The sequence below is a fragment of the Actinomadura graeca genome (genome assembly GCF_019175365.1).
Lineage (GTDB): Bacteria > Actinomycetota > Actinomycetes > Streptosporangiales > Streptosporangiaceae > Spirillospora > Spirillospora graeca.
Genome location: NZ_CP059572.1, coordinates 6,148,435 through 6,175,350 on the forward strand (window position 1 = coordinate 6,148,435; position 26,916 = coordinate 6,175,350).

The 26,916-nt window shown below is 72.1% G+C and carries 23 protein-coding genes; 7 read left to right on the forward strand and 16 right to left on the reverse strand.

All coding sequences use genetic code 11. The features are described from left to right. The first annotated feature begins 107 nt into the window (after positions 1 to 107). Positions 108 to 1,556: a proline--tRNA ligase gene (proS, locus tag AGRA3207_RS27295; protein WP_231329860.1), complete on the forward strand. Its 1,449-nt coding sequence runs from the start codon at positions 108 to 110 to the stop codon at positions 1,554 to 1,556. Positions 1,557 to 1,578: 22 nt separating this feature from the next. Here proS and AGRA3207_RS27300 read toward each other — a convergent pair whose 3' ends face one another. The 8 genes from AGRA3207_RS27300 to AGRA3207_RS27335 all read right to left on the reverse strand — a co-directional run bounded on the left by AGRA3207_RS27300 (position 1,579) and on the right by AGRA3207_RS27335 (position 11,168). Next, on the reverse strand, positions 1,579 to 2,124 hold the full coding sequence (locus AGRA3207_RS27300; protein WP_231329861.1) for a DUF6328 family protein: 546 nt from the start codon (positions 2,122 to 2,124) through the stop codon (positions 1,579 to 1,581). Between the two features lie 28 nt (positions 2,125 to 2,152). After that, positions 2,153 to 4,141: a SpoIIE family protein phosphatase gene (locus tag AGRA3207_RS27305; RefSeq protein ID WP_231329862.1), complete on the reverse strand. Its 1,989-nt coding sequence runs from the start codon at positions 4,139 to 4,141 to the stop codon at positions 2,153 to 2,155. 132 nt (positions 4,142 to 4,273) lie between these two features. Beyond that, on the reverse strand, positions 4,274 to 5,131 hold the full coding sequence (locus AGRA3207_RS27310; protein WP_231329863.1) for an ANTAR domain-containing protein: 858 nt from the start codon (positions 5,129 to 5,131) through the stop codon (positions 4,274 to 4,276). 149 nt (positions 5,132 to 5,280) lie between these two features. Next, entirely contained in the window at positions 5,281 to 5,679 is a 399-nt protein-coding gene (locus tag AGRA3207_RS27315; RefSeq protein WP_231329864.1) for a CBS domain-containing protein, read from the reverse strand. A 254-nt stretch (positions 5,680 to 5,933) separates the two neighbouring features. Continuing rightward, a complete protein-coding gene (locus AGRA3207_RS27320; RefSeq protein WP_231329865.1) occupies positions 5,934 to 6,335 on the reverse strand; it encodes an SSI family serine proteinase inhibitor in 402 nt (133 codons plus the stop codon). A gap of 215 nt (positions 6,336 to 6,550) precedes the next feature. Next, positions 6,551 to 7,153 (reverse strand): sigma-70 family RNA polymerase sigma factor, encoded by a 603-nt coding sequence (locus AGRA3207_RS27325; RefSeq protein ID WP_231329866.1) that lies wholly within the window; start codon positions 7,151 to 7,153, stop codon positions 6,551 to 6,553. A 560-nt stretch (positions 7,154 to 7,713) separates the two neighbouring features. Beyond that, the gene (locus AGRA3207_RS27330; protein WP_231329867.1) at positions 7,714 to 10,260 is read right to left on the reverse strand and encodes a M14 family metallopeptidase; all 2,547 of its coding nucleotides are present in this window, start codon (positions 10,258 to 10,260) and stop codon (positions 7,714 to 7,716) included. A gap of 173 nt (positions 10,261 to 10,433) precedes the next feature. Further along, positions 10,434 to 11,168: a TetR/AcrR family transcriptional regulator gene (locus tag AGRA3207_RS27335; RefSeq protein WP_231329868.1), complete on the reverse strand. Its 735-nt coding sequence runs from the start codon at positions 11,166 to 11,168 to the stop codon at positions 10,434 to 10,436. A gap of 175 nt (positions 11,169 to 11,343) precedes the next feature. On the opposite strand from AGRA3207_RS27335, the gene AGRA3207_RS27340 reads away from it, so the two are divergent. The 3 genes from AGRA3207_RS27340 to AGRA3207_RS27350 all read left to right on the forward strand — a co-directional run bounded on the left by AGRA3207_RS27340 (position 11,344) and on the right by AGRA3207_RS27350 (position 17,246). After that, positions 11,344 to 13,872, forward strand: coding sequence for an ATP-binding SpoIIE family protein phosphatase (locus AGRA3207_RS27340; RefSeq protein ID WP_231329869.1), 2,529 nt, complete (start codon positions 11,344 to 11,346; stop codon positions 13,870 to 13,872). A 123-nt stretch (positions 13,873 to 13,995) separates the two neighbouring features. Next, entirely contained in the window at positions 13,996 to 14,838 is an 843-nt protein-coding gene (locus AGRA3207_RS27345; RefSeq protein WP_231336534.1) for a hypothetical protein, read from the forward strand. A gap of 1,502 nt (positions 14,839 to 16,340) precedes the next feature. Next, the gene (locus tag AGRA3207_RS27350) at positions 16,341 to 17,246 is read left to right on the forward strand and encodes a hypothetical protein (protein ID WP_231329870.1); all 906 of its coding nucleotides are present in this window, start codon (positions 16,341 to 16,343) and stop codon (positions 17,244 to 17,246) included. Here the strand turns inward: AGRA3207_RS27350 and AGRA3207_RS27355 are convergent, their stop codons facing one another. The 6 genes from AGRA3207_RS27355 to AGRA3207_RS27385 all read right to left on the reverse strand — a co-directional run bounded on the left by AGRA3207_RS27355 (position 17,247) and on the right by AGRA3207_RS27385 (position 23,960). After that, the gene (locus tag AGRA3207_RS27355; protein WP_231329871.1) at positions 17,247 to 18,125 is read right to left on the reverse strand and encodes a hypothetical protein; all 879 of its coding nucleotides are present in this window, start codon (positions 18,123 to 18,125) and stop codon (positions 17,247 to 17,249) included. Between the two features lie 105 nt (positions 18,126 to 18,230). Next, a complete protein-coding gene (locus tag AGRA3207_RS39930; protein WP_273699948.1) occupies positions 18,231 to 20,000 on the reverse strand; it encodes a sporulation protein in 1,770 nt (589 codons plus the stop codon). A 152-nt stretch (positions 20,001 to 20,152) separates the two neighbouring features. Beyond that, on the reverse strand, positions 20,153 to 21,514 hold the full coding sequence (locus AGRA3207_RS27370; RefSeq protein WP_231329872.1) for a M16 family metallopeptidase: 1,362 nt from the start codon (positions 21,512 to 21,514) through the stop codon (positions 20,153 to 20,155). Then, positions 21,511 to 22,770: a M16 family metallopeptidase gene (locus AGRA3207_RS27375; RefSeq protein ID WP_231329873.1), complete on the reverse strand. Its 1,260-nt coding sequence runs from the start codon at positions 22,768 to 22,770 to the stop codon at positions 21,511 to 21,513. The genes AGRA3207_RS27370 and AGRA3207_RS27375 overlap by 4 nt, the downstream gene beginning before the upstream one ends. A 135-nt stretch (positions 22,771 to 22,905) precedes the next feature. Continuing rightward, a complete protein-coding gene (locus tag AGRA3207_RS27380; RefSeq protein ID WP_231329874.1) occupies positions 22,906 to 23,259 on the reverse strand; it encodes an STAS domain-containing protein in 354 nt (117 codons plus the stop codon). 83 nt (positions 23,260 to 23,342) lie between these two features. Next, a complete protein-coding gene (locus AGRA3207_RS27385; protein WP_231329875.1) occupies positions 23,343 to 23,960 on the reverse strand; it encodes an ATP-binding protein in 618 nt (205 codons plus the stop codon). Positions 23,961 to 24,254: 294 nt separating this feature from the next. Here AGRA3207_RS27385 and AGRA3207_RS27390 point away from each other — a divergent pair, with 294 nt between their 5' ends. Together AGRA3207_RS27390 and AGRA3207_RS27395 are read left to right on the forward strand one after the other, a co-directional pair. Next, positions 24,255 to 25,052 (forward strand): helix-turn-helix domain-containing protein, encoded by a 798-nt coding sequence (locus tag AGRA3207_RS27390; protein ID WP_420830785.1) that lies wholly within the window; start codon positions 24,255 to 24,257, stop codon positions 25,050 to 25,052. Beyond that, positions 25,052 to 25,333 carry a DUF397 domain-containing protein gene (locus AGRA3207_RS27395; RefSeq protein WP_420830786.1) on the forward strand — a complete coding sequence of 94 codons (282 nt, stop codon included), beginning with the start codon at positions 25,052 to 25,054 and terminating at the stop codon, positions 25,331 to 25,333. The genes AGRA3207_RS27390 and AGRA3207_RS27395 overlap by 1 nt, the downstream gene beginning before the upstream one ends. 172 nt (positions 25,334 to 25,505) lie before the next feature. On the opposite strand, the gene AGRA3207_RS27400 is transcribed toward AGRA3207_RS27395, so the two are convergent. Continuing rightward, a complete protein-coding gene (locus AGRA3207_RS27400) occupies positions 25,506 to 25,832 on the reverse strand; it encodes a rhodanese-like domain-containing protein (protein ID WP_231329878.1) in 327 nt (108 codons plus the stop codon). A 56-nt stretch (positions 25,833 to 25,888) separates the two neighbouring features. Here AGRA3207_RS27400 and AGRA3207_RS27405 point away from each other — a divergent pair, with 56 nt between their 5' ends. Next, complete coding sequence (locus AGRA3207_RS27405) at positions 25,889 to 26,515, forward strand: TetR/AcrR family transcriptional regulator (protein ID WP_231329879.1); 627 nt, start codon at positions 25,889 to 25,891, stop codon at positions 26,513 to 26,515. A 45-nt stretch (positions 26,516 to 26,560) separates the two neighbouring features. Here AGRA3207_RS27405 and AGRA3207_RS27410 read toward each other — a convergent pair whose 3' ends face one another. Next, positions 26,561 to 26,743 (reverse strand): hypothetical protein, encoded by a 183-nt coding sequence (locus tag AGRA3207_RS27410; protein ID WP_231329880.1) that lies wholly within the window; start codon positions 26,741 to 26,743, stop codon positions 26,561 to 26,563. Positions 26,744 to 26,916: the final 173 nt, after the last annotated feature.

A 26,916-nucleotide genomic window follows, 5' to 3' on the forward strand; every position in this document is an offset into this window, starting at 1 on the left:
AGCAGCGGTCGCCCAGCCGGGACCGGCGCATTCGGCGAGGGTAACGGCGGGGCTGCGAAGGGTTATTGCGTCGGTGGCGGGCGTCTCCAGTCAGTACTCTGAGTGCCGTGAGTCGAGAAGGTGTGACGCCGCAGAGCGAGGATTTCTCCGCCTGGTACAACGAGCTGGTCGTGCAGGCGCAGCTGGTGGACCGCGGTCCGGTTCGCGGCACGATGGTCATCCGCCCGTACGGCTACCGGGTGTGGGAGCTGCTCCAGGCCGACCTGGACCGGCGGATCAAGGACGCGGGGCACGACAACGCCTGCTTCCCGATGTTCATCCCGGAGTCCTACCTCAAGCGCGAGGCCGAGCACGTCGAGGGCTTCTCCCCGGAGCTGGCGGTCGTGACGATCGCGGGCGGCAAGGAGCTGGAGGAGCCGCTGGTCGTGCGGCCCACCTCCGAGACCGTCATCGGCGAGTACATGGCCAAGTGGATCGACTCGCACCGCGACCTGCCGCTGCTGCTGAACCAGTGGGCGAACGTCGTCCGCTGGGAGATGCGGCCCCGGATGTTCCTGCGCACCACCGAGTTCCTCTGGCAGGAGGGCCACACCGCGCACGCCGACGAGGACGACGCGATGCGCGAGACGATGTGGGCGCTGGACGCCTACGCCGCGGTGGCGCGCGAGCTGGCGGCCATCCCGGTGGTGGCGGGGGAGAAGACCCCCGGCGAGCGGTTCGCCGGCGCCGTCCGCACGTACACGATCGAGGGCATGATGCGCGACGGGCGGGCTTTGCAGTCCGGCACGTCCCACTACCTCGGCACGAACTTCGCGAAGGCGTTCGAGATCCAGTACCAGGACGAGGCGGGCAGGCTCACGCTGGCCCACACGACGTCCTGGGGGATGAGCACCCGCATGATCGGCGGAGTGATCATGACGCACGGTGACGACAAGGGGCTCGTGCTGCCGCCGCGGCTGGCCCCCTACCAGGTCGTGATCGTCCCGATCGGGCGCAAGGAGCAGGGCGAGCAGGCCGCCGCCGAGGCGCGGCGGCTGGGCGCGGCGATCAAGTCGATGGGCATCCGCGTCCACGTGGACGACAACCGCCCGCAGCTCTCCCCGGGCTTCAAGTTCAACGAGTGGGAGATGCGCGGCGTCCCCGTCCGCATCGAGCTGGGCAAGCGCGACATCGAGGGCGGCGTCGCGACCGTCGTCCGGCGGCTGCCCACCGTCGAGGGGCAGGGCAAGGAGCAGATCCCGCTGGAGAAGGTGCCCGAGGTGCTGCCCGGCATCCTCTCCGACTTCCAGGCGTTCCTGCTCGCCAGGGCCGAGACGTTCCGCGAGGAACGCACCGCCGAGGTGGACGCCTGGGACGCCTTCGGCGCGCAGGTCGCGGGCGGCTGGGCCCGCGCGTTCCACTGCGGCCGCGCCGCCTGCGAGGACGAGATCAAGGCCGAGACCGCCGCGACGCCGCGCGTCATCGCCGCGGACGCCCCCGAGGAGACGGGCTCCTGCGTCAGGTGCGGCGAGCCGTCCGCCTACGGCAAGCGCGTGATCTTCGGCAAGGCGTACTGACGGGGACGGCGGGGGCCGCGCCTCACCGGCCCTCGTCGTCGTCCTCTCCGTCGTCGTCCCCGTCGTCGGCGGCACGGCCGTTCGCCTTCATGCGGGTCAGGTAGGGCTGGATGAACCACGTCCACGAGCACAGGGCCAGGACGACGGCGGCCGTGGCGACCGCCGCCGCGTCCGAGGCGTCCTCCGCGGCGAGGGTCTCGACGATCAGGGTGGCGGACGCGGTGATCGAGATCGCCAGCGCGAACGCGCCGTAGATCCCGAACCGGTTGGCGCGCCGGATCAGCAGCGGCTTCTGCCCGAGCCGGAACAGGATCCGGTGCTGGAACACCGGCGCGATGAAGCAGATGGACGCGAGCGCCGCCCCGAACAGCGCGACGTAGAACAGGACCTTCCCCGACCGGTCGACGCGGTCGAAACCCGCCGAGAACGGCACGGTGAGTAGGAACGCGAAGAGGACCTGCACCCCGGTGACCGCGACGCGGAAACCCTGCAGCAGCTCCATGAGCTGCCGGTCGAGTCGCTCGTGCCGGGTCTCGTTCCGGTGCTTGGGTTCGGGATCAACACTCATAAAGGCCTTTTACCCGACCAAAACCCCATCAGTCCAGCGTGGGGGCGTCCACCCGCAGCGCCAGCATCGACACGTCGTCGCGCAGATCGCCGTCGCAGAAGTCCAGCAGCACCCGCTCCACCGCCACCAGCATCTCCTCCAGCGGGTCGGCGGAGTGCGCCGCCAGCGCCTCCAGCAGCCGCTCCTGCCCGAACTCGATCCGCTGCAGGTCGCACGCCTCCAGCACCCCGTCCGAGTGCAGGACGAGGGTGTCGCCCACGCCGAGGTCGATGGTGTCCAGCCCGGCCTCGAAGTCCTCGAACAGCCCGAGCGGCACGCCGCCCCGCGACGCCGACCTGATCACCCCGTCGGCGCGGATCACGATCGCCGGGGGGTGGCCCGCGGTGCCCAGCGAGACCGTCACGCGCTCGGTGTCGATCTGGAGCCCGGCCATCACGGCGGTGACGAACCGGTCCTCGTCCAGCAGCGCCTCGTTGACCATGGCGAGGATCTCACCGGGACGGTCCCTCCACCGCGCCGCCAGCCGCGCGCAGTGCCGGGCCGTCGAGGTCACCGCCGCGGCGTCCTCGCCCTTGCCGCACACGTCGCCGAGCATCAGGCCCCAGCCGCCGCTCTGGGTGCGGAACACGTCGTAGAAGTCGCCGCCCACCTCGGCGCCGCGCGTCGCCGTCATGTAGCGGGCCGCCACGCTCACGCCCGGGATCGCCGGGAGCGACTTCGGCAGCAGCCCGGCCTGGAGGGTCTCGGCCACCTCGGCCCGGCGCCGGTAGAGCCGCGCCGCCCGGATGACCAGCGCCAGGTACCGGCCGAGCCGCTGGACGACGCCGAGGTCCATGAGGTCGAACGGCCCGTAGTCGCCGCTCGCCGCCAGCGTGATCGCGCCGATGCAGCGGTCGCCGTCCTCCACCGGGACGCACAGCACCGACGTCGCGCCGATCTTGGCGCAGACGGGCGTGCCGTCCGGGAAGACGCCGAGCACGTCGAGGTTCTCCACGTGCGGGCGCAGCGCGCTCTGCCGGGTGACGAACACCGTGTGCGGCAGTGTGCCCTGGGCCGGCTCCAGCTCCTCCAGGGGCCCCACGGCCTCGACGGAGTGCTCGTCCGCGGGGCCCATCACCACCTGGCGGCGCAGCGCCGGAGCGGCCGCCGCGGCCTTCGCCGCGCCCGGCTGGCCCCCGCCGGGACCGGTCCCGTTCGGGCCCGTGAGGTCGATGAACGCCCAGTCGGCCAGCTCGGTCGCCAGCAGCCGCGCGCAGCGCCGCACGGCGACGGTCTCGTTGAAGACCGGCTCGTCCAGCAGCAGCTCGCTGGCGGTGGCGAGGACGTCCATCCGGTGGACGATCGTGGCCACGGCCTCGTCGTCGCCCTGCGCGGCCGGTGCGGCCTTCGCCGCCTTCGGCTGCCTGGCGGGCTCGCCCCGCAGGCCCTGGGAACTGCCCTCGGTCGGCGTGCTCGTGGGACCGGCGGCCACCACGACCATCGGGTCGGGCTCGCCGCGGATCCACACCCGGGCCATGGTCACCACGGCGTCGACCGGATGGTCGCGGCCCAGGAACCGGACCTGGACGCGCCGCCGCCGCCCCGTCCGCACGACCGCCGCGAGCTGCGAGCGCACGGCCGCCCGGGTCGCCAGGTCGCAGAACGCCGTGAACTGCTTGCCCGACACGTAGCCGGAGGACGTGCCGAGCAGCGACGCCGCCTGCCGGTTGACCCGCCGGACGCTGGTGCTGCGGTCCAGGAGGAACAGCGGCACCGGCGCGTCCTGGAAGACCGTCCGCAGGACCCGCCGCTCGTTCTCGGCCGCCGCGGACCCGCCCCGCTCGCCGCCCTGCTCGGTGCCCATCGTCCGCAGCGCCGTCAGGGCCAGCTCCAGCTCGACCAGCGCCGCGTCCAGCGTCGCGCGCAGGTCGGGCTCGGGCATGCCGGCGGCCTGGCGCAGCTCGCCGATGCGCCCCTCAAGATCGGAGATCTCCCTCAGCAGGGTCTCCGGTTCGAGCTGGTCAGGCTTTTCGTGCATCCGGTCTCCCCCTTGTCCGTGAGGCACGGTGAAACCAGCTCGGCTCGTGCTCTGGGTGGGACGGACCCGCGATCCTCGGGATCCGCTGTCCGCAGCTTATTCTTCTTCTCCGCATGGGGCCTAGTTCATGGCCTAGGAGAGGCCCTGGTCGCCGACGATCCGCTGGGCGAGCGCCGTGAGCTTCACATGACGCGTCTGGGAGATCCGCCGCATCTCGGCGAACGCTTCATCGGCGTCGCAGCCGAGCGCGTGCATGATGATGCCCTTCGCCTGGTCCACGATGGCGCGCGCTTCGACCGCCTCCTGCAACTGTACTGCCGTGCGGTGCACGACGTCGTACTGCTGGGAATTGGACACCGCCGCGCTTCCCTGCGCCACCAGCAGCGCCGCCAGCGCGTGCCCGCCCGAGCCGAGCGACTTGGGCGTCACCCCGTACAGCGTGAGCGTGACCAGGACGGGCGGGTTGAGGTGGGGGGAGGTGATGAAGCACCGGACGCCGCGGCGCAGCATGTCCGCCGTCGCCTCCGGCCAGCGGGTCTCGGCGAGCAGGTCGTTCGAGCCGAGCGCGCGGCGGCCGAGCACGACGTCGAAGACCGGGCCGCGGCCCCGCGACAGCTGCCGGTCGGTCACCTCGGCGAGGTCGGGGTGGCTGGCCGCGGCGGCGAGGGGCTCGGGCCGCTCCAGGCCCGGGCCGGTGCCGGGCTCGGGGGACGGCGCCGGGACCGGCGGGTGGCCCGTCGTGCCCGCGGGCGACGGCAGCGAGTCCTGGACGGGATCCGGCGGAAGGCCCGGCCCGGGCGACAGGGCGCCCTCGGGGGTCCGCGGCAGCGCCCAGCGGACGCCGGCGGCGCCCGCGCACCCGGGGACGGCGCGGGAGGCCAGCTCGGTGATGCGGTGCAACGTTCCCACGTCCGAGGACTCCCCGACCACCCCCAGCCGAGCGATCTCCAACGCGAGCTGGTCCGTCAGGACCGTTTCCGTGGATGTCACCCCTCCGACGTTATCCTGCGTGCCCGGCTGCCCCGGCCCGGCGGTACCGCCCCCTTCCGCCCGGCAAGGTACCGATCTCCCCAGTTCATAGCCGCCTCGGTGCTCACCCCGGTCCTGGTGCCTGCGGGGCTCGTTCGGTGATCTCTGCGTCAGTTGTTCGGCGGGGCCTTGCTGATCGCGTGCAGCGGCCCGGTCTCGCCGTTCGCGACGGCCAGGTCCCCGATGGACACGATCCCGACGGGGCGGTACATGGCGTCCACGACCGGGAGCCTCCGCACGGCCTGCTCGCTCATGAGCCGCGCGGCGGTGGTGGTGTCGTCTTCGGGACGGACGGTCGTGAGGTCGGCGGTGCAGACGTCGCCGAGGGGCGTCAGGGAGGTGTCGCGGCTCTCCGCGACGGCCCGGACCACGATGTCGCGGTCGGTGACCACCCCGCACAGGCGCCCGGCATAGGTGACCAGAACATCGCCGATGCCCTCGTCGCGCATGACGCGGGCGGCTTCGTAGAGTGTCGCGTCCAGTGGCAGCGCCTGGGGGGTCACGGTCATGACGTCGCTCACTCGTCGTGGCATCGCACGCACATCCTCCTGGGGTCCCGGCGGCTCGCGGAGCCGTGACGCGCGTTTACCCACAGTGGGCGCGCCTATGCGGTGAAGGAGGAATCAGCCCAGGTCGGTCTCCCGGCGAGCGGGCCTGGACGGCGGTGCCCGGGGCGCTGCCGGTGCTTCAGAAGCGAGCCGGTGGTCGCTTCAGAGCGGGCCGGTGGCGGCTCGGAAGCGGACCTGTGGCGGCTCGGAGCGCGTCAGAAAGCGAAGATCTTCCCCGTGCGGGCATGCATCTCGCACTCGTTGCCGTATTCGGTGCGGAAACGGGCGGCCCTGCCGTGCCACCGGCCCTCGGCTCGGGCGATGACCGGGGCGTGGATCATGGTGCAGGCGCGGCCGTCGGGGGACCGGGCGAACGCGCCGCGGTTCTCGTCGAGGTCGGCGCAGGCCCGCGCCGCGTCGGGGTGGTCGCCGCCGGCCGGGCCGCAGCGGAGCGTCACGGTCTTCGTGGCGGATGCCTGCCGCCCCGGGTAGGTCAGCGTGAGCCTCAGAGACGCGGCGGGCGCTTCGGCGTGGGCCGGAACGGCGTATGCGGCGACGGCGAGCGCGGCGAGCGCGGGCGCCGCCGCCCGGAAGGCGGCAATGACAGGACGAGCCATCGAATTCTCCCCGACGATCGGACGGACCATCGCTCACTGTATCCGAAAGACTACCCACCGTGCCGGGAAATGGGCGATCCCGCAGTCACGGGGGAACTGCGGGATCGCGGCCGGTGGGAGGCCCGGGGGCGGGGAGCGGGTGGCGGGGAGCAGGTGGCGGGGGTCGGGGTGGGGGGTCGGGCAGGGACAGGCGTCCGTCGTGTTCGTCTAGTCCGTCACGCGGCGAGGATGTGGGCGCGGCGGTGGTCGGCGAGCGCCTCGCGGAGCTGCTTGCGGCCGCGGTGCAGACGGGACATCACCGTGCCGATGGGGGTGCCCATCATCTCGGCGATCTCCTTGTAGGGGTAGCCCTCGACGTCGGCGAGGTACACCGCGTCCCGGAAGTCCTTGGGCAGGGCGCGCAGCGCGGCCACGACCTGCGAGTCCGGGATCCGGTCGAGTGCCTCGGACTCGGCGGACCGGAAGCCGGCCGCGTGCGCCTCGGCCTGGGCGATCTGCCACTCCTCCAGCTCCTCGGAGCCGGCGCGCTGGGGCTCGCGCTGCTTCTTGCGGTAGGTGTTGATGAAGTTGTTGGTGAGGATGCGGTGCAGCCACGCCTTGAGGTTCGTGCCTTCCTGGAACTGGTGGAAGTTCACGTACGCCTTGGCCAGGGTCTCCTGGACGAGGTCCTCGGCGTCGGCGCTGTTGCGGGTCATCCGCACGGCGCTTATGTAAAGAGGATCGGCGAGGGGAAGGACGTCGCGCTCGTAGCGCTCGGTCTTCTCGCCGTTCGCGTTTCCTTCGGCGTTCCGGCGGACAGGCATGGTGACAGCGGTCATCATCTCTCCCCGTAGGTCGTGACCCGTGAGGGCCGGTTGCGGGCGCGCGTTCGGGGGCGCGCGCTGACCGGGCGGACGAGCCGCCCCCCGTGCTAGTGGTACGTGCCACCGTTCCCGACGGGTTCGGAGCCGGCCTTCGGACGCGGTGCAGCGAACGGTTCTCGCGGCGCCGTGCCGTCCTCCCTGCGGAGTACCGGCATCATGTGGGGTCCCGGTTCCGTGGAATGCCGGGGGTTCGCGCGGGCCGGTGCTCTGCCAGGCGACCCCGTTCCTACGGGACGTCGCGGGCCTTGCCCGATCAGGCGCTTCCACTCGTCAGTGGTGTTCCCTGCTCAGTAAGACGCAGGGGAGCGGTCTAAAGGTTGCGTGGCGTCCATCACATCTTAAGGTCAAGTGGTCAGATGCTCTGTCAGCGAGAGGTCAGACGGCTGGAAGGGCGGCGGGCCGGTCTGGGCTGGCACCGGACGGAGAGGTGGGGCGGACATGCCGAGGGCCCCGGCCGGTGGAGGTGGCCGGGGCCCTCGGTTCTCGGGACCCTCGGGGGCGAGAGGGTCCCTGGGTCAGCCGAGCAGGTGGCTCAGGGCCCTGGCCACCAGGGTCCTCTGCTCGGCCGGGGTCGTGACCTGCTCGATGCCGAAGCCGAACAGGACCGAGTCCGGGGTCACCACCGACGAGGCGGTGTCGGGGGCGCCGCCGCCACCGAGGTAGTCGCCCGCCTTCCGGCTCGCGAACTGCGGGAAGGAGTCCTCGGGCAGCACCGCCGAGGTGACCTGGAAGCGGCCGGCCTCGTTGAGCGGGTTGGACGTGGTGCCGCCCAGCCCTGACGTGACGCCCTCGAAGGGGCGCCCCGTCCCGGTGAACCCGGTCGGCGCCCCGGCCCGCTGCCGTTCGTAGGCGCCGAGGTAGTACTGGAAGAAGTCGTCCGACAGCAGCTCGCAGTCGTCCCGGTAGTTGCCGGTGACCACGCACGGCCGTTCAGGGTGCCCCTTCAGGCCGTAGTAGATGCCGCCGCCGTTCAGCTGGCTGATCGGCCCCGTGTAACCGGTCGTCTCGCCGGTGTGGAGCAGCTTGCCGCCCTCGTTCAGGTACGAGCGGACGGACAGCAGCAGGTCCTTGGCGCGGTCGGCCACCTGCGAGTCCGGTGCGTCTCCCTGGTGGGTCTTGACCGGCTCATCGGAGGCGTCCTGGGTGAGGCGGTTGTCGCCCAGGTACCAGACGACGGCCTTGAAGTGCTTCAGGACGCCGAGATCGTGCGGGGCCCCATCGGTGTCGATGTCCCATACGAGCGGCCTGTGACCGGCGGACTCGACCAGGTCGGCGTACTGGCGCGCGTACTTGGGGGCCTTCGTGCCCGGTGGGTAGGTGGGGTTGACGCCCTTGTAGTCCTCGTCCGCTATCACCAGGACGTCCGCCCGGTGCTGGGAACGGACCGTGTAGGTGAAGTGCTTGCTCTCGACGCGCCCGCGGCCCCTCTCGCCGGAGAACCACACTTCCACCTTGTCGCCCGGCTCCTGGTCGGCGACCTCGCCCCTGTACTCGGCGAAGTAGTGGTCGTTCTCGTCGCCGTACCGCTCACCGCCGCGCCACTCGCGGACCTCCTCGTCGCGGACGCGGCCGCCGTTGATCCGGTAGTGCAGCTCCTTGTCGCGGAGCGACCGGCGGATGTAGGCCCGGACCTCCTGGCTCTCCCCGAACGAGGTGGTGAACCCGTTGGTCTCGAAGTCGGGAACGGTGCGCCCGGTGGCCGAGACAGGACTGTCCGGTGTGTGCGCCGACCTGCCGATGGAAAGGGCGAAGGGCAGGTTCTTCTGGAACTCGTGGGCGATGAGCCTCTCGTCGTCCGGGAACTCGAAGAGGCTTCCGCATTTCTCGGGCGTCCACTCGTCGTCCGGGAAGGTGTTGGCCGCCGTCTTGCACGTCGCCATCTCCGGGGTGACCGACAGGGCGCCGTGCTTGTTGTCGGCCTCGCCGTCGGTGTCGCCGTTGGTCGTGTAGAGCTGCGCGCCCAGCTCGGGGGTGTATCCGGGGACGGCCGGGTGGTCGATGTCACCGAGGAGCGCGTCGTGGACCACGTCGTCGGGGCTGCGGGTCAGGGCCTGCCAGCCCACGCCGTGCAGCAGGAGCTCGGCCGCCGAGTGATAGTTGATCAGGTAGGCGGGGCGGAGCCGCTGGTAGAGGCCGATCTGTGCCTTCGTCTCGGGCTCGGACGCGGCGGAGAGGCCGCGGTAGACCTCGCTCGCGGGCCGGGGGGACGAGCCCTCGTTGTCGTAGCCCCACTTGTAGGTGAAGTTCCGGTTCAGGTCGACGCCGTCACCGACGGTGACCTTGCCGTCGCCGTTGTTGTCGCGGGCGTTCTTGCGCCAGAGCCGGAAACCGTCGGTGAACGTCAGGTCGTAGCCGTCCACGTTGACCACGGGGAGGAACCACAGGTCCGTGGTGTCGATGATCCGGGTGAGGTTCGGGTCCTTGCCATAGCCGTCCACATAGTGGTGCAGAAGGCGGCGGACCATCTCCGGTGTGATCCACTCGCGCGCGTGCTGGGCGGCCTGGTAGACGACCACGGGCCGCTGGCGGTCCTTGAGGGTCCGCACGTTCTTGCTCACCCGGACGGCGGTGATGGGCTTGCCCTGGACGCTCTTCCCGAGATCCACGGCCGTCGCTATGGACGGATGGTCGGAGGCGACCTTCACCAGCTCATCGTGGATGTTCCCTGGGCCGCTGTAAGGGCGGAACACTTTGGGGGGTGCCGCCCTGAGACGCTGGGTGACGTCCTTGCCCTGCACCTTCTTCACTGTGAGGTGCAGACCCTGCTTGTTCAGCTCGGCCAACTGGGCGCCGTTCAAAACCGCTTCGACGTGGACGCGGTCGCCCTGGCCCCTGCCGATGCTGACGTCTTCCTGGTCGATTCCGGACCGGTTCAAGAGCCGCACCTGCTCGGTGGTCAGCTCACCGGTGTACACGTCCACGGCGCCGCCCTGGCCCGGGGTCTGGGGGGCGGCGTTCGCGGGGGCGGCCGCCAGCGCTCCGATCAGGAGTGCGGCGGCGGCCAGGACGGGAGTGAGTCTCTTGCGCCGGATGGTGGCGTGCCGGAAAACCGTGCGCGTCATCGCGCCTCCCTGGCATGGATCACAACGGGGGTCGCGTGATCTTCTGCCGGGGGACGGATGGTGTCAATGTGGCATTAGCGCCGTTTGCCGCATTCGGTCATTTTGGGATGACTGTGCACCTATAGGCTAGTTGGAACGTCCGTCAGACATTGGAACGCGCCATTCCTTGGTCCTCAGGGGGAGAGGTGCCCGGCCATGACCGCCCGGACCAGTGTCGTCGCGAACTTCTCCGGATCGTCCGGCAGCCGGGCCCCGGCGGCCACCGTCTCCGGGCCCGCGAGGCGGATCAGGAAGGCGTGCTGCTGGCAGCCGCCCAGCAGCGCCGCCGCGAGGAACGGCAGCGGCGCTCCGTCCACGATGCGCCCCGCCCGCTGCTCGGCCTCCAGGTAGCCGATCAGGGCTGCGTGGCCGAGAACGGGACCCGCCGTGGCGCCGCCCGGAGGCCCGGCGGGAGGTCCGCCGGGGGTGCCCGGAAGGCCCGCCGGAGGGCCACCCCCGGGACGTCCACGGGACTTGGCGCCGACGAGTTCCTGCGCCTTCCTGGGGCCGTCCGCCCTCAGCCAGGCGATCAGTTCCGGATCGGCCAGGACGGGCCCGGTCATCGGAAGAAGCTCGCCGTAGAAGCGGACCATGTCAGCGGCCAGGCGGACGAGGTTGCCCTCGACCGTCCCTTGGCCCGCCGACCCCATCAGGGCGGCCATCGCCGTCCGTGCCGTACCCGTCACCTCGGCCAGAGCTGCGGCGAAGAGCGCCGTCTTGTTGGCGAAGTGGTTGTACAGGCTGCCCTCGGAGACGCCCGCCTTGCGAGCGATCTCCTTCGTCGTCGCGGCCGTGATGCCACGGCCCCGGATCACCTCGATCGCCGCCGCCAGGATCCGGTCCCGCATCGGCTCCGCCACCGCTGCCACCCGTCGCCACCTCGCCTTCCCGGGCTGGACAGTAGCACGCCCACTCAGATGAGTGAGCACTCACCCGTATCAGTTTAGCGGGAATGCGAGCAGTGGATCTTCACTCGGAGTAATGTCTCGTTCACTGCGGGTTGCGGAACGTGTCGGCCGAGTTCCCTCCCAGGGAGGTGTCCGCGTGAGCATCACCGGAAGTCAGTCACCGCCGCACACCGGCGATGGCGTGCCCGGAGGGGGCGCGCCCTCGCCGGAACAGTCCGCGGTCTACACCTCCGAGCCGGACGCGTCCCGTGGCGAGCTCCACATACCGCGCTTCCTGGAACAGCACCTGCTCGGCGTCGCGCACATGGCCATGATCTCGCTCGACGCGCGCGCCCGCATCGCCCACTGGGACCCCACCGCCGTCGACCTGTTCGGTGTCGGACGCTGCCAGACCCTCGGCCGCCCGCTCACCAAGGTTCTGCGGCTGCCGCGGGAGTACCGCGGCGCGTTCGAGCCCGCCGAGGTGTTCGGGCACGCCTGGTGCGCCGCCAGCACGGTGCCCCGCGTCGACAACGGGGAACTCGCCGAGGTCGGCTGGTGGGTGTACCCGATCAACCGTCCCGGGCTCCACGGCGGGCCCGGCGACGCGGGCATCCGCGTCCTCGCGCTGGCCGCCGACCTCAGAAGGCTCCGCGAAGACGGCCTCGGCCTCATGCTGGACGACGTCCTCGTCGCCCGCCCCGACGGCACCGCGCGCCGCGCGGCCGGCGCGCGGCTGCTGCGGGTCGAACCGGCGCTGGCCCCGCCGTCCAAGGGCGGCGACACCGCCACGTTCGCCCGGCACCTCGCCCGCCTCCTCCCCGTCACCGACGCCGAGGCCGACCCCATCGCCTCGCGCGTGCTCGGCCTCGGCAGCCCGGCGGTCAACCTGAGCATGCGCGTCCGCCTGCCGATCGCCCCCTACCGGGGCGACGTGCCGCGCGCGCTCCGGGTCCGCGCCCGCGCGGCCACCGGCGCCGCGCCCCCCAGAACCGATCCGCGCCCCGAACAGGGATGGGAGACGATGGCCGTGAGGGAGCCACTGACCTTCCTCAGCGAGGCCGGACAGCAGATCGGCAGCTCGCTGGACCACCTGCAGGCCGCCCGGACGCTCGCGGAGGTGCTCGTCCCGCGGCTGGCCGACTTCGCGGCCGTCGAGCTGCTCGAAGACGTCGTCGCCGACTCGGCGCCGCCCGTCATCGACATCGACGAGACCACCGTGATGCGCCGCGTCGCCGTCGTCCACAACGAGGAGCCCGGGCGCTGGGACGGCGCCGTCCCCGAGGACGAGACGCTGTACCTGCGGCAGCGCACCCCGTGCGTGCAGGCCATGCGCACCGGGCGGCCCGTCCACCTCCCGCGGGTCGACCGCGACCGCGCCGGGCAGATCGCCGCCTCCCTCGGCGGGCGCGACCTCCGGCCGCTGCTCACCGGTCGCGCCCTGCTGATCGTCCCGCTGATCGCGCGGGGGCGCGTGCTCGGCACCTTCGAGCTCCTCCGCAAACCCGACCGCCCCGGCTTCGACGAGCTCGACCGCGCCATGATCGACGAACTGGCCCGCCGGGCCGCCCTCACCATCGACAACGGGCGGCTCTACCACCGCGAGGTCCAGGTCGCGCAGGAACTCCAGCGCAGCATGCTCCCCGACGACCCGCCAGAGGTCGCGGGCGCGCGCGTGTGCTACCGCTACCGGCCCGCCGGCCAGGCCGCCCAGGTCGGCGGCGACTGGTTCGACGCCATCCCGCTGCCGGGCTGCCGTCTCGGCATCGTCGTCGGCGACGTGATGGGCCACGGCCTCACGTCCGCCGCCATCATGGGGCAGCTGCGCACCGCCGTCCGCACCATCGCCGCCCAGGACATGCGCCCCGACATCCTCCTGCGGCAGCTCGACGTCCTCGCCCGACGCCTCGGCGAGGGCTACCTCGCCACCTGCCTGTACGCGGTGTACGACCCGATCGCCGGGAGCTGCCGGATCTCCAACGCCGGGCACGTCCCGCCGGTCCTGGTGTCGCCCCGCGGGGAGTCGCGCGTCCTGCCCGTCCCGGCCGGGGTGCCGATCGGCGTCGGCGGCGAGCCCTTCGAGACCATGGAGTTCCGCGTCGAGGACGGCGGCCAGCTCGTCCTGTGCACCGACGGCCTGCTCGAACGCCGCGACCGCGACGTCGAGCAGGGCCTGGAGGAACTGCGCGCCCGGCTCGCCGGCGGCCCCCGCCCGCTGGACCGGACCTGCGACACCCTCCTGGCCACCCTCGGCGCCGGGACCCCCGCCGACGACATCGCGATCGTCGCCGTCGGCCTGGACGGCATCTCCAGGGACGACGTCGCCACCTGGGAGCTGGAACCCAGGTCCAGCATGGTCCCGCAGGCGCGCGCGCAGGTCGCCGCCAGGCTCACCGGCTGGCGCATGGAGGGCATCACCGACACCGTCCAGCTCCTCGTCACCGAACTGGTCACCAACGCCCTCGTCCACGGCGCCGGAGCCATCGGCCTCCGCCTGATCAAGGGCACGACCCTGCTCGGCGAGGTCTACGACGACGGCCACGACATGCCCCAGCTCTGCCACGCCGAGGCCACCGACGAGTCCGGCCGCGGCCTCCAGCTCGTCAGCCATCTGGCCGAACGCTGGGGCACCCACCGCGCCGACCAAGGAAAGGTGGTCTGGTTCGAGCACCCACTCCCGCGTTAGGCGTGGTCGTGGGCCTCCCTCGCGGACCTGGGAGGTAACTGTCGCCGCTGCGACAGATACTTTCCAACTCCGCCGTCGGCTCTGATCGAGGGAAACGCATCGAGGAGCCCGCCGGGGGACGAGTTGGGTGAGAAACTGTCACTGCCCGTACCTGAGACCCTGTACGGCACGTATGCCGTCGCGTTCGCCGAGCCCGTCGCCGACCCCGCCGCCCTGGCCCACGACCAGATCGCCCGCCACGTCGACCTTCCCCTCCGCAACCTCGTCCGCGGCATGCTCGACAGCCCGATGCTCACCCTCGACCACCGCCCCTCCGCCGACTTCCCGCCCCTGCCCGAGGTCTACAACGCCACCCCGGCCGACCGCGCGGCGATCGGCGCCGCCTCCCACCTCCTCGCCGTCCGCGCCGCCTACCCTCCCGGCTGGCCGCCCGCCCACGAATGGGCCGCCCGCGCCGTCGCCGGGGCCGTCGCCGCCGCCGTGTCCGCCCCGGTGATCGACGTGTTCACCCCGCAGATCCTCACCCAGGACCACCTCCGGCGCTCCCTCCCGGGCCCCGCCGGCGCCATCCGCCTCACCGACTGGATGCTCCTGCCGCACACGTCCGGCCCCGGCGGCTTCTGGTTCACCACCCGTGGCCTGGCCCGCTTCGGCCTCCCCGAGATCCAGACCGAGAACGTCCCCGCGCACCTCGTCGACCCCTGGGGCCGCCTCCTCAACGGCCTCGCCCGCCGCCTCCTCGACCTGTGGCTGGACGAACTCCGCGCCGACGGACGCCCCGCCACCGTCGACCTCCCCGGAACGGTCTCCGTCGGCCTCCAGGACATCGCCGCCGCCCAGGGCGCCGAAGACCCGATGCGCCGCGAGGTCCCCGTCCGCCTGCGCCTGGACGACACCGTCCTCACCCTCCCGGAGGACCGTCCGGAGGCCCTGTGCGCGGCCCTCTTCGGCGCGACCGGCCGCTGAACTCCGCTTGCCGCCGACCCCACTCTCATCGCAGGATCGACAACGTGAACTCCGGCCCGCACGACCCAAAGGACGACCCCGACCCCCCCGTCCCCCACCCAGGCGACGTCCACGTTGCAGGAAGACCGGCACAACCCCCCCAAGACGACCCGTGGACCCCCTATACGGAGGCGTCCGGACCGCCCCCGACGAACGCCCCGCCGGACCCGTCCACCACCCGCGAGGACCCTCTCCCGCAACCCCCGCCCAGCGAGCCGCAGACCACCTGGAACCCCGAGTCGCGAGAAGCGCAGTGGACCCGCGAACTCCAACTCCCCGTACAGCCCCCCAGCGCACGCGAAGAGCAACCCCAGCCGGAGTCGCCCCAAGCAGACGCACCACGCGGCGAGCCGTCCTCCACCCGCGAGGAACAACTCCCACCGCAGAGTGAAGTCCCCCCGGCATCCCCTTGGACCGCCCCCTCACGGGAAGCGCACTGGGCTCCTAGAGAGACACCGTCCAGCGAGACACCACCGCCTTCGGCCCCCACGCCAATCCACGAGACGCCGTCCGCCGCGTCATGGACCCCACACGTCCCAGACCGACCGACCACACCCGAGCAAGCCCCATTGGGCTCCTCGCCGCTCGACGACCCCCCATCGGCCACGCCGTGGACTCCCGTCTCACAAGAGCCCCCAAGCGCGCCTGAGGCGGAGCCTGGCGGATCTGGTGGAGCGCCTGTGGGTGGGCACTCCTCGCTTGGCTCCTCGCCGCTCGATGAACCGTCGCCGGGTTCCTCGTGGACGCCTCTTGCGCCGGGACCTCCGTCCGCACTGGGGGATGCGCCGTCGAGTGGGACGCCTGCGGGTGAGCGGTCCTCGCTTGGTTCCTCGCCGCTTGATGAGGGGCCGTCGGGCTCTTCGTGGACGCCTCTTGCGCCGGGGCCTCCGTCAGCGCCTGAGAACGCGCCGTCGTCGAGTGCGCCGCATTCGTCGGCGTCGTCTGCGGAGTCGCAGTGGGCTCGTGAAGGGACGCCGTCCAGCGAACCGCCTGCGGGCGGGCCGTCCTCGCTTGGCTCCTCGCCGCTCGATGAACCGTCGCCGGGTTCCTCGTGGACGCCTCTTGCGTCGGGGGCGCCGTCCGCGCTTGGGGATGCGCCGTCGAGTGGGGCGCCTGCGGGTGAGCGGTCCTCGCTTGGTTCCTCGCCGCTTGATGATGGGCCGTCGGGCTCGCCGTGGACTCCGTATGCGGCGGGGGCGTCGTCGGATGCGCCAGAGGACGTGGGTTCCGCGGGTGAGCGGAGTGGGACGGGGCCAACGGTGCCGCAGGCGGCTTCGACGGCTGGGTCGCACTGGACGGGTGAGGGCACGCCGTCCAGTGAGGCGCCGTCGAGCGGGACCGTGTCGTCGGAGCGTAGGCAGCGGCCTTCTGTGGGGTCTTCCGCGCTTGATGAGGCGCCGTCGGGGGCGCCGTGGGCTCCGCATGCGGGCACTGTGGAATCGGCTCCTTACGGGGCGGGGCCCGTGTCCTGGGGGGCGGCTCGCCGTGAGGGGGCCGCCGACCCCGGGAGTACCGCGCCGGACGAGCCGTTCCTGCCGAGGAAGGGGTTGTCGGCGGAGCCGCCGGGTGGCCGCGAGGTGCGGTGGACTCCCCGGCTGCCTGAGCGGGGGCTGGCCACCGAGCCGCCCGGGGGGCGGCCCGGACCTATGGCGGATCCGGAGCGGCGTGAGGCGCTGGCGGACGCCTTCGTGGCCGAGTTCGTGGGCAGTTCCACGTGGCGGGCGATGCTGGCCGTGCTGGAAGGCGCCTTCCCCGGGCTGGGCATGGCGGCGGCACTGTCGGGCCGCACGGACGAGCTGTGGCGCACCATCGACGGGCTCGACCGGCGGGCCGCGGCGAAGCTCGGGTTGCCCGCCTGGCTGGACGACGCCGGGATGGTGTTCGACCTCAGCGCGCATCTCAACGTGCGCAGCGCGTCCAAGGGGACGTCAGGGGTGCCGCGCGCCTCCCGGCCCTATGCGGGGGCGTTCGTGATCGACACCCTGGACCCCCTGCGTTACCACCGGGCGGTCGGCGGTCCGCTGGCGCCGGGGGACGGGGCGCTGCCCGTCCCGGCCGTCTCGGGGGAGGAGGACGACAGCGGCGTCGTGATCGTGGCGAACCTGACGTCGGCGGGGGTGCGGGTGCTGGACTCGGCGGCGCTGTGGCGGTACGCGGGACGTGTCGTCACGGGCACGTTGCACGAGGTGGTGCGGCCGGAGACCCGCGCGCGCACGCGGAGGGCGCTGCGCGCTCTGCGGCGCGTCGTCTTCGTCGATCCCGATCTGGGGGTCGGGCTGTGTTTGCAGACCGACGTCGCGCGAACGCCCCGCTGCCTGCTCGCGTTCAAGGTGGACGACACGGCCGCGCCGCGGTTCGTCCGGCCCTGATCAGTTCTCGGGGCGGAGCCAGGACAGGTCGCACTGGAGGTCGTCGGGGAGTTCGCGGATGTAGCCCGCGAGCTCCCACGGCTCGGACGGCGCGACGCGTTCGTCGGTGTCCGGCAGGAGGCCGCAGACGAGCGCGCTGGTCGTGCGGACGGCGGTGAACGGGCCGAAGCGGGCCACGCCGCCGCCGCGCAGATGCGCCAGCTCGGTGAGGAGCGCGCTCATGCCGGACGGGTCCTGCGGGTCGTAGAGGCCGCGCGCGTAGGAGAACAGCTCTTCGGCGAGCGGGCCGGGGCGGCGTCCGGACAGGTGGTAGACCGTGCCCCGGTAGGCGCCGTTCGCGGCCTTCCCGGAACGCTGGTCGCGGATGCGGATGCGCAGCCCGTACTCCGTCGCGCAGCGTTCGTACGCCTCGGCGAGGAGCGCCTCGGCCTCGCCTTCCTCGCTGAGGACGAGGCCGGTGACGACGCCCTCCTCGCGGTCGAGGCGGTCGAGCATCTCCCGGTGCAGTTCGTTGATGTCCTGCTCCACGGCGTCCATGGAGCGGGCAAGGGCGCGCTGGGCGTCGCGTTCGAGGTCGAGGCCCGCCAGCCCGGCGCCGATCTCGCCGACCTCCTTCTCCAGCCGTTCCATGCGTGCGGCGACCTGCTCCACGCGGCCGGAGACGTCGTCGTCGGACGGGTGCGGGATCGCGATGCCGGGGGGCTCGCCCGCCGCGTCGACCTCCGCCCTGAGCGTCTCGTGGCGCTTGCTCAGGTCGGCCACCTGCGTCCGCAGCTCGCGCAGTTCCGCCAGGGCGCGGGGGAGGCGCTTGTCGGAGGACAGGTAGAGCTCGCGCCCGGCGATGGCCAGGCAGAGCAGGACAAGGATCACAGTGGTCATGTGGCTCCTCGGGAGGCGGGCTGCGCTCTCGACCTTAACCAGCGGACGGCACGCGGACCCGGCGTGCGGCGGATCTCGTCCGAATGGCCCGGCATTTTCCCTGGGTCAGCCGAACAGCCCGCCCAGGAGCCCGCCGAGGATCTCGCCGACACCGCCCGCGATCCCCCCGGCGACCTCGCCGGCGACGTCGCCCATGGCCCCGTTGGCGGCGTCCGCGACGACGTTGCCGACGACGTTGCCCGCGATGTTGCCCGCGACCTGTCCGGCGTATCCGGCCACGGCGTTGCCGAACGCGTCCACCGGGACTCCTGCGGCGTAGCCCGCGATGTTCTGGGCGTAACCCGCGGCGCCTACTGCGGCATCTCCGACGGCGCCGATCGCCATGCCGCCGGCAATCCCCGCTGCTGCCGCGCCACCGATCAGCCCGGCCGCCGCGATGCCGTGGCCGTGGTGCCCTCGGTGTCCGTGCGGGCCGTGGACGTGGGCGGGCGGCGGAGCCGGGTGCCCGTGGGCGGCGGGCGGGTAGGGCGCCGCGCCTGGGCCTGGGAAGGCCGGGGGTGGGCCTGCGGGCGCATACGGCGCGGCCCCCGGTGCCGGGGGTGGGACGGTCCCGGGCGCGGGCGGAGGGGCGGGCAGGGGGCCGCGGCCCGAGGACGGCGGCGGTACGTGACCGGGCATCGGCGCGTGGGCCGGTGCACTGCCGGGGCCGGGTGGGTAACCGGGATGGGACGGGTATCCGGGGCCGGGCGGCGCCTGCCCAGGGCCGGGTGGGTAGCCGGGTGCGGTTCCGAAGGCGGGCACGGGGGGCGCTTGGCCCGGCATGGGTGCGGGCGGAGGAGCGTTCCCGGGGGTGGGTCCGGGCGGAGGGGCGTGCCCTGGCGTGTGCATGGGGGCCGGTGACTGGCCGGGCGCGGGTGCCGGTGGCGGGAACTGGACGTTGCCGGGCTGCCCGTACTCGCCGGGTCCGCCGTAGGAGGCCGCCGCGGGCTGCTGTCCGGGAGGGGGTGGCGGGAACTGCGCGGGCGCGCCGGGTGGCGGAAGCGGCGCCTGCCCGGGGGGCGGGGTGCCCTGCGCGGAGCCGGACCGTCCGGGACCGGGTGAGGGCCCGGTGGCGCGGGGCAGCGCGGCGGCCGCTTCGAGCCATTCGCCGATCTTGGCGTTCCAGTCCGTCTCGGCGGCCTCGGCGTGCCCGACCTGGAACACGCCGAACGACTCGTCGGACGGGGTGGAGCGGTCCTCGGCGCGGAGCGCGAACGCCATGCTGCGCGGGCTGGCGATGAAGCTGAGGCCGACCTTGCCGAGCCGTCCCTGGAACGCGGGCGGCGGGACGAGGTGGATCTCCTGGTGGAACGGCAGCTGCTGCGACATCCCGCGCAGCTTCGACGACTCGAACGTCACGTTCGTGATCTGGAAGCCGAGGCGGGCGATCGAGGCGAGCACCCACTGCTGGGACTCCAGCGGCTCGACGGAGATCGGGTCGACGTCACCCGGGTCGGGCTGGCCCTTGGCGTCCACCTCGGTGCACATCCCGATGGTGAACCCCGGCAGTTCGTGTCCGAGGACGGTCGTGAACGGCAGTTCGTAGGGCAGCGGTATGGAGAACGACAGGTCGCGTTGCCCCGCCGTCTCCAGCGTGAAGCCGCGGGTGAGCGCGCCCCGGTACACCTCCGGGCCCGCGGTCTCCCCGCCGTAGCCGTCCTGCATGCGCGGCATGAGCGCCAGCGTCACGTGCCGGATCTCCACGGGACGGTCCCCGCCGCGCAGGTGCACCTTGCCCGCCACGACACCGCCGGGACGGCAGTTCGGCTCCGACAGGATCGTGTCGACGGAGGGTCCTCCCGCTCCGTACCCGCCTGCCATCCGCCCGTAGGACACCGGCCGTTCCCCTCTCCGGACAGCGAGGTCGCTCCTCGCACATGTCAGACGGAATCCACCATGCCATCGGTTTCACGCCCGCACGCGAAACACTAGGGCAGAAACCAAGGCCGTCCTAGAGAGGCGGTAGAGGGAAAGGCACCCGCCCGCCGTCATTCCTCCTTGGCGGTGACGGTGACCGTCGCGTAGCCGAGCTTCTCCAGCGGCTCCCGGATCTGGGCGGCGTCGCCGACGGCGATGACGGTCAGCGCCTCGGTGTCGACATGCTTGCGGTAGGCGCGGGCGACGCCGTCCGGGGTGGACGCGCGGACGGCGGCGAGGTAGGCGCTCGGATAGTCGGCGCCCAGCCCGTTCGCGGACGCGTCGGCGAGCTCAGCGGCGACGGCGCGGGCCGTCTCGTACTCGGCGGGCGCACGGTCGGCCAGGGCCCGCACGGACGCGCCGTGCTCCTCCGCGTCGATACCGCGGGACACGACGCCGCGCAGTTCGGTGAGGGCGTCGGAGACGGCGTCCGCGGTGACCTCGGTGTGGACGGCGCCTTGCGCGACGAACAGGCCGCAGTGGCGCATCCGCAGCAGGCCGGCCCGCATCCCGTAGGTGTAGCCCTTCTCCTCGCGCAGTACGGCGTTGAGCCGTGACGTGAGGCCGCCGCCCAGCACGTGCGAGGCGACCATCAGGGAGGGCCAGTCGTGGTGGGAGCGGTCGGGGACGCCGTGCCCGATGCTCAGGTAGGTCTGCACGGACCCGGGCCTGTCGACCACGACGATCCGGGCGGCCGACTCCGGGAGGATCGTGTCGGCGGTGGGGAGCGGGGCGCCGGTCCCGGCCCAGTCCGTCAGAGCGTCGGAGAGCGCCGCGTCGGCGTCCGCCCCAGCGAGGTCGCCGGTGACGACCGCCGTCGCCTCAGCGGGCACCACAGAGCCGTAGAAGGCACGGACGTCCTCGCCCTGGAGCGCGTCGACCGAGGTGCGCGAGCCGCCGGTCGGCCGGGACGCGCGGGCCCGCTCCGGGAACATCACCGCGCGCAGCTCGCGCGCGGCGCGCGAGCCGGGGTCGGCGTCCTCCTGCGCGATCTCCTCCAGCCGCTCGCGGACGAGGCGGCGGATGTCGGCGTCGTCCAGGGCCGGGCGGCGCACGACCGAGGAGAACAGCTCCAGCGCCGGGCCGAGCCGCGTCACGGGGACGTCCAGCGCCACACGCAGGGCGGTCAGGTCGGCGACGGCGTACAGGCTCGCGCCCAGCCGCTCGAACGCGGCGGTCAGCGCGGTGCCGCCGCCGGGCTCGGTGCCCTCCATCAGCGCCCGCGCCGCGAGGGCCGCGACGCCGTCGGCGCCCATCGGCTCGCGTCCGGCGCCCGCGTGCAGGACGAGCCGGACCGCGGCCAGGCGGCGTCCGGGCATGTCGACGCGGAGTGTCGCCGGGCCCGCGGGCACGCGTCCCGCCGAACCGGTCGGGAACGCCCACGCAGGGACCGGCCCGGGGACGGGACGGGGCTGCAGGGTGAGTCCGCTCACGACGGCGTACCTCCGTAGGTCAGGGCGGTGCGGGCACCGGGCGCGAGCCAGCGGGACGCCATCTGCTGGATCGCGTCCCCGGTGACGGCCGCGGCGCGGCCGGGGGCGGTGAAGACCCGGCGGGGGTCGTCGAACTGGGTGGCGTTCTGGGAGAGGGCGTTGGCGAGCCCGGTGACGGTCTCGGTCTGCTCCAGGAAGCCGCGCTCGGCCTGCGCGGTGGCGCGGGCCGTCTCGTCGGCGTCGGGTCCCGTGGCGGCGAACCGCTCCAGCTCCTCGTCGAGCACGGCGGAGATCTTGTCGGGCTCCGGCCCGATCGCGTCCACGATGGCGAGGGACTGGCCGGTCGCCAGCCGGGTCACGCCCGCCCACACCTCCGTGGCGATCTGGTCGCGGCGCACCATGCGGTCGTAGAGGCGCGACCCGGAGCCGCCGCCGAGGATCTCCACGGCGAGCTCCGCGGCCTCGATGTCGTCGCCGCCGTCGGTGGGGAGCGTGAACATCGCGAAGTAGGCGGGGGAGGGGACCTCCTCGTCGAGGGTCTCCTCCCTCACACCGGACAGCGGGCCGAGGTCCCCGGCGCGCGCGCGCGGCTGCTCCGGGCCCGCGGGTATGCCGCCGAAGTAGCGCTCTACCGCCTGCAGGGTCTTCTCCGGATCGACGTCACCGACGACCGACAGGACGGCGTTCCCAGGCGCGTACCAGGTGGCGAAGAAGTCGGTGCAGTCTTCGAGGGTGGTCGCGTCCAGGTCGTCCATGGAGCCGATGGGGGTGTGCGCGAACGGATGCCCTTGGGGGAACGTCAGCGCGCACAGCCGCTCGAAGGCGGTTCCGTACGGCTGGTTGTCATAGCGTTGACGCCGTTCGTTCTTCACCACGTCACGCTGGTTGTCCAAGTTGGCCTGGGTCAGCGCGGCGGGCAGCGTGCCCATCCGGTCCGCCTCCAGCCAGAGGGCGAGTTCCAGATGACTGACCGGCACGGTCTCGTAGTAGTTGGTGCGTTCGAAGGACGTGCTGGCGTTGAACGCGGCGCCCGCGCTCTCCAGCAACGCGGCGTGCTCGCCCTCCGCGACGTTCGCCGACCCCTGGAACATGAGGTGCTCGAAGAGATGGGCGAGCCCGGTGCGACCGGCGCGCTCGTGCCGCGACCCCACGCCGTACCAGAGGTTGACGGCGGCCAGCGGTACGACATGGTCCTCGCAGACCACCACCCGCATGCCATTGCCGAGCGTGTGCTCATGCAGCGGCTGTTCTGCCACGGAGCGCTCCCGTCCGTTCGATTGGTCGGCTGGTGGACAGCACCGCGCGCGTCATTCGGGACGGCCCCGGCGGCGGGCTTGATCTCTGTCTCACCGTACCGGGTTGGTGCACGTGCGAGGGGTGGGAGCGGAGCCTCAGGACGCAGTGGATTCGTGCGCCGCGATCGCGTCCTCCAGAGAGTGGTGCAGGACGAAGATCTTGGTGAGCTGGGTGACGTGGAAGACCCGGCGGACGCGGTCGTTCACCCCCACGAAGGACATGGTCCCCTCACGCGCGCGCAGGCGGTGGTAGATGCCGACCAGGACGCCGAGGCCGGTGGAGTCCAGGAACGTCACCTCGCCGAGGTCCACCACCAGGTGGAGGCCGCCGTTCTCGATGATGTCGAGCAGCGCCTCGCGCAGCCGGGGGCTCGTGAAGACGTCGATCTCGCCGCTGATCTTGACGACGGTGACGCCCTTCTCGGTGCGGTGTTCGACGGCGAAGTCCACCGTTGCTCCCTTCCTGCCGCTCACCGGGGGAAAGGCCCTATACCCCGGGGGACTGATGATTACCCCCGCGCGGCCACTGGACGTCACGGAGAACGGAACAGCGCCCAGACGATCTTGCCTTGGGGCAGCGTCCGCCAGCCCCAGCGCACGCTGAACGACTCGACGAGGTGCAGGCCCCGCCCGGTCTCCGCGATGTAGTCGGGTTCCCTGCGGCGCGGCGCCGCCCGGCTGGAATCCAGGATCCCGCAGAGCAACCACGGCGCGCGGTGGACGAGCCGCAGCCTGATCGCCGAGGGCGCCGAGCCCAGCGGGTCGGCCGGGTCGTCGTACACGCCCTCGCAGTGCACGTCGCCGCCGGGCCGCCCGCCGGTCGCCCTGCCGCTGTGCCGCAACGCGTTGGTGACGAGTTCCGAGACCACCAGCCCGACGTCGTCGGCCAGCACCGGCACACCCCAATCGGTGAGGCATGACAGGGCGAAGTGCCGCGCGTCGGTGACCGACTCCGGATCCGGCGTGACCGTGAAGGAGACGGCGGGGAACTCCATCGCCGTCAGCGCCCTCAGGCCGCTGGCCAGAAGCGGCGGCAGATCGTGCGACTCGGGCACGGCGGTCGACTGCGCGGCAGGGGCCTGTGGGCTCACCGGCCCCGCGACGGGGCCGAGCTCCCACCGTGTGTCGTCGTGCGCGTGCCGTGACGTCATTCCCCGGACCCCGCAGAGTGATCTCGTTGTGCAACCGTGGCTCGGAAGTCTCGTGCGTTATCCTGCGCATCGTAGCGTGCGAATGCAAGGCCCAATGCACGTGCATCCGGGTTGTGAGGGTGTGGGGACGACGCGGATGCGCACGGGTGATCGGAGGTAACCGCAGGACACTGAGGCCAGTGGCACACTAGGTTCGCTGTCCGCCATGAAGCCGGGAGGTTGGGCGTGACTCCAGAGACGCCGGGAAGCGGGTCGACGGTCCGCCGGATCCTGCTCGGGTCACAGCTTCGCCGTTTGCGCGAAGAGAAGGGCGTGACCCGTCAGGACGCCGGCTACGTCATCCGTGCGTCGGAGTCGAAGATCAGCCGCCTGGAGCTCGGGCGCGTCAGCTTCAAAGAACGAGACGTGGACGACCTGCTCACGCTGTACGGCGTCGGCGACAAGACCGAACGCGAGTCGCTGCTACAGCTGGCGCGGGAGGCCAACACCCCCGGTTGGTGGCACCGGTACAACGACGTTCTGCCCAACTGGTTCCAGACCTACGTGGGCCTGGAGGAGTCGGCGGCGTTGATCCGCACATATGAACTGCAGTTCGTCCCGGGACTGCTGCAGTCGGAGGGGTATGCGCGTGCGGTCATCCGCCTGGGCAACGCCGGAGCCGCCGAACACGAGATAGACCAGCGCGTCGAGCTGCGCCTGCAACGCCAGGAGAGGCTCACAGGCCCGGACGCACCGCGCCTGTGGGCGGTACTGGACGAGGGGGCGCTCCGGCGCCCCATCGGCGGACCGGAAGTGATGCGGGGCCAGTTCGAGCATCTCATCGAGATGTCCAAGCTGCCCAACGTCACCATCCAGATCATGCCGTTCAGGTTCGGCGGGCACGCCGCCGAGGGTGGCGCCTTCACGATCCTGCGTTTTCCCGAGCAGGATCTGCCGGACGTGGTTTACGTCGAGAACCTCACCGGCGCGATGTACCTGGACAAGCGCGACGATGTCGACACGTATCTGCAGGCGATGGAACGCCTCTGCGTCGACAGTGCGACCCCGGAGCGCACCGTCGAGCTTCTTGGTGATCTTCTCAGAGAGACATGATGCTCCAGACCCAACACGGCCACATCACGGCCGGTACGAACGACTACGACAACGGCATGCCCGCCACCAAGCTCCTCGGCGCGCAATGGCTGAAGTCCCGGCGAAGCAACTCCCAGGGGAACTGCGTCGAGCTCGCCGAACTGCCCGGCGGGCAGGTCGCGATGCGCAACTCCCGCCACCCCGAAGGCCCCGCCCTCATCTACACCCGCCCCGAGATCGAAGCGCTCATCCTCGGTGCCAAGGACGGCGACTTCGACCACCTCATCGCCTCCCGAAACTAGCTTCTCCCGCGTTCCCACCTGCTGGGGCCCCGGGTTCCCGGTCATCCGGGAATCCGGGGCCAGGGGGCTACGCGCTTCCAGATAAACAATGCGGCGGCCGCCTCGGGGAGGCGGCCGCCGCTGGTTTGATCCCTCGTGGGGGGACGCCCCCCACACCCCCGGATCGGGCCGGTCAGCCGGTCTCCGTGGGGAGGCCCGCCTCCGTCCAGTCCTGGATGCCCTCGCGGTAGGTGCGGACGTTGGTGTAGCCGAGCTTCTCCAGACGCAGCGCGACGGCCTTGCTGTTGGCGCACGCGGTGTTGGAGCAGTAGGTGACGATCGCCGCGTCCTTGTCCGGCAGCAGGGCCGCCGCACGGTCGGCGACCTCGTCCTCCACGAGGTTGAGGGCGCCGGGAAGGTGCTGCTGGGCGTAGTAGGACGCGGGCAGCGCGTCGACGACGGTCACCGAGCCGTCCTTGATGGCGTTGTGCAGGCCGACGCGGTCGATGGTGGCGGTCATTGCCCCTCCCGAGGTAAGTGGACTATAGTCCGTTTGAAGCGATGGGGAGGACATTAATGGACCACGGTCCGGTTGGCAAGGGGGTCCGGGACCTCGAACTGATGCGGACGCCGCCGCCCCGGGAGCGCGCGGACGCCGCCCGCAACCGCGCGAAGGTGCTCGCCGCCGCCGCGCGGCTGTTCGCCGAGCAGGGGGTCGAGTCCGTGTCGATGGACGCGGTCGCCGCGGCCGCCGGGGTGGGCAAGGGGACCCTCTTCCGCCGCTTCGGCGACAAGGCCGGCCTGGCGGCCGCTCTGCTGGACGATCGCGAACGCGAGTTGCAGGACGCGATCTTGTCCGGCCCGTCCCCGCTCGGTCCCGGCGGGACGGACGAGGCCGTCCCGCCGTCCGAGCGCCTGCACGCCTTCGCCGACGCCTACCTGGACTACGTCCTGGACCACCTGTCCCTGGTGCGGATGTCGGAGACGGCCTCGCCGGGCGCCCGCTATCGCATCGGCGCCTACCGCTTCTGGCACCGGCACTTGGCCGTCCTGCTCGATCGGACCGTCCCGGACTCCGAGGCCGTGGCACATGCGCTGCTCGCCCCTCTCGGTGGCGAACACCTCACCGCGATGGTCGAGGCCCTTGGCGCGGAACGCGCGCGCGCCGCTGTCCACAGAGTGTTCGAACTGGGCGCGAAATAAAGAGGCCCCCGTGGGGTGCACGGGGGCCTCGTCTGTCAGATGGGTTCAGGCCGGGTCGGGGGACCGTCGCGCGGGACGGTCGTCCGCCCGGCCCTCGTCATGGCCCGGCGGGACCTCCAAGGCGTGTTCCCGTTCCAGCCGTGCGGCGACCGCGAGGGCGCGCAGCGACGTGGACTTCACGAGCGCGCGCCCGGTACCGGTCCGGGGCCTGAGGATGCTGCTCTGCATGTCGCCTCCGCGGGTCGTGGATGGGCATCCGTACGAGCGGGGTGTGCCGCCCGGTTCAGCGGGTCTCGCACACTAGTTGCAACCGCAAAGATCGTTCTCGTATTCCGAATGATCGTTCTCTTTTTTTAGGCTGGCGTGGCTTTCTAGGTCGCGTAGCTACCTAGACGGCTCTG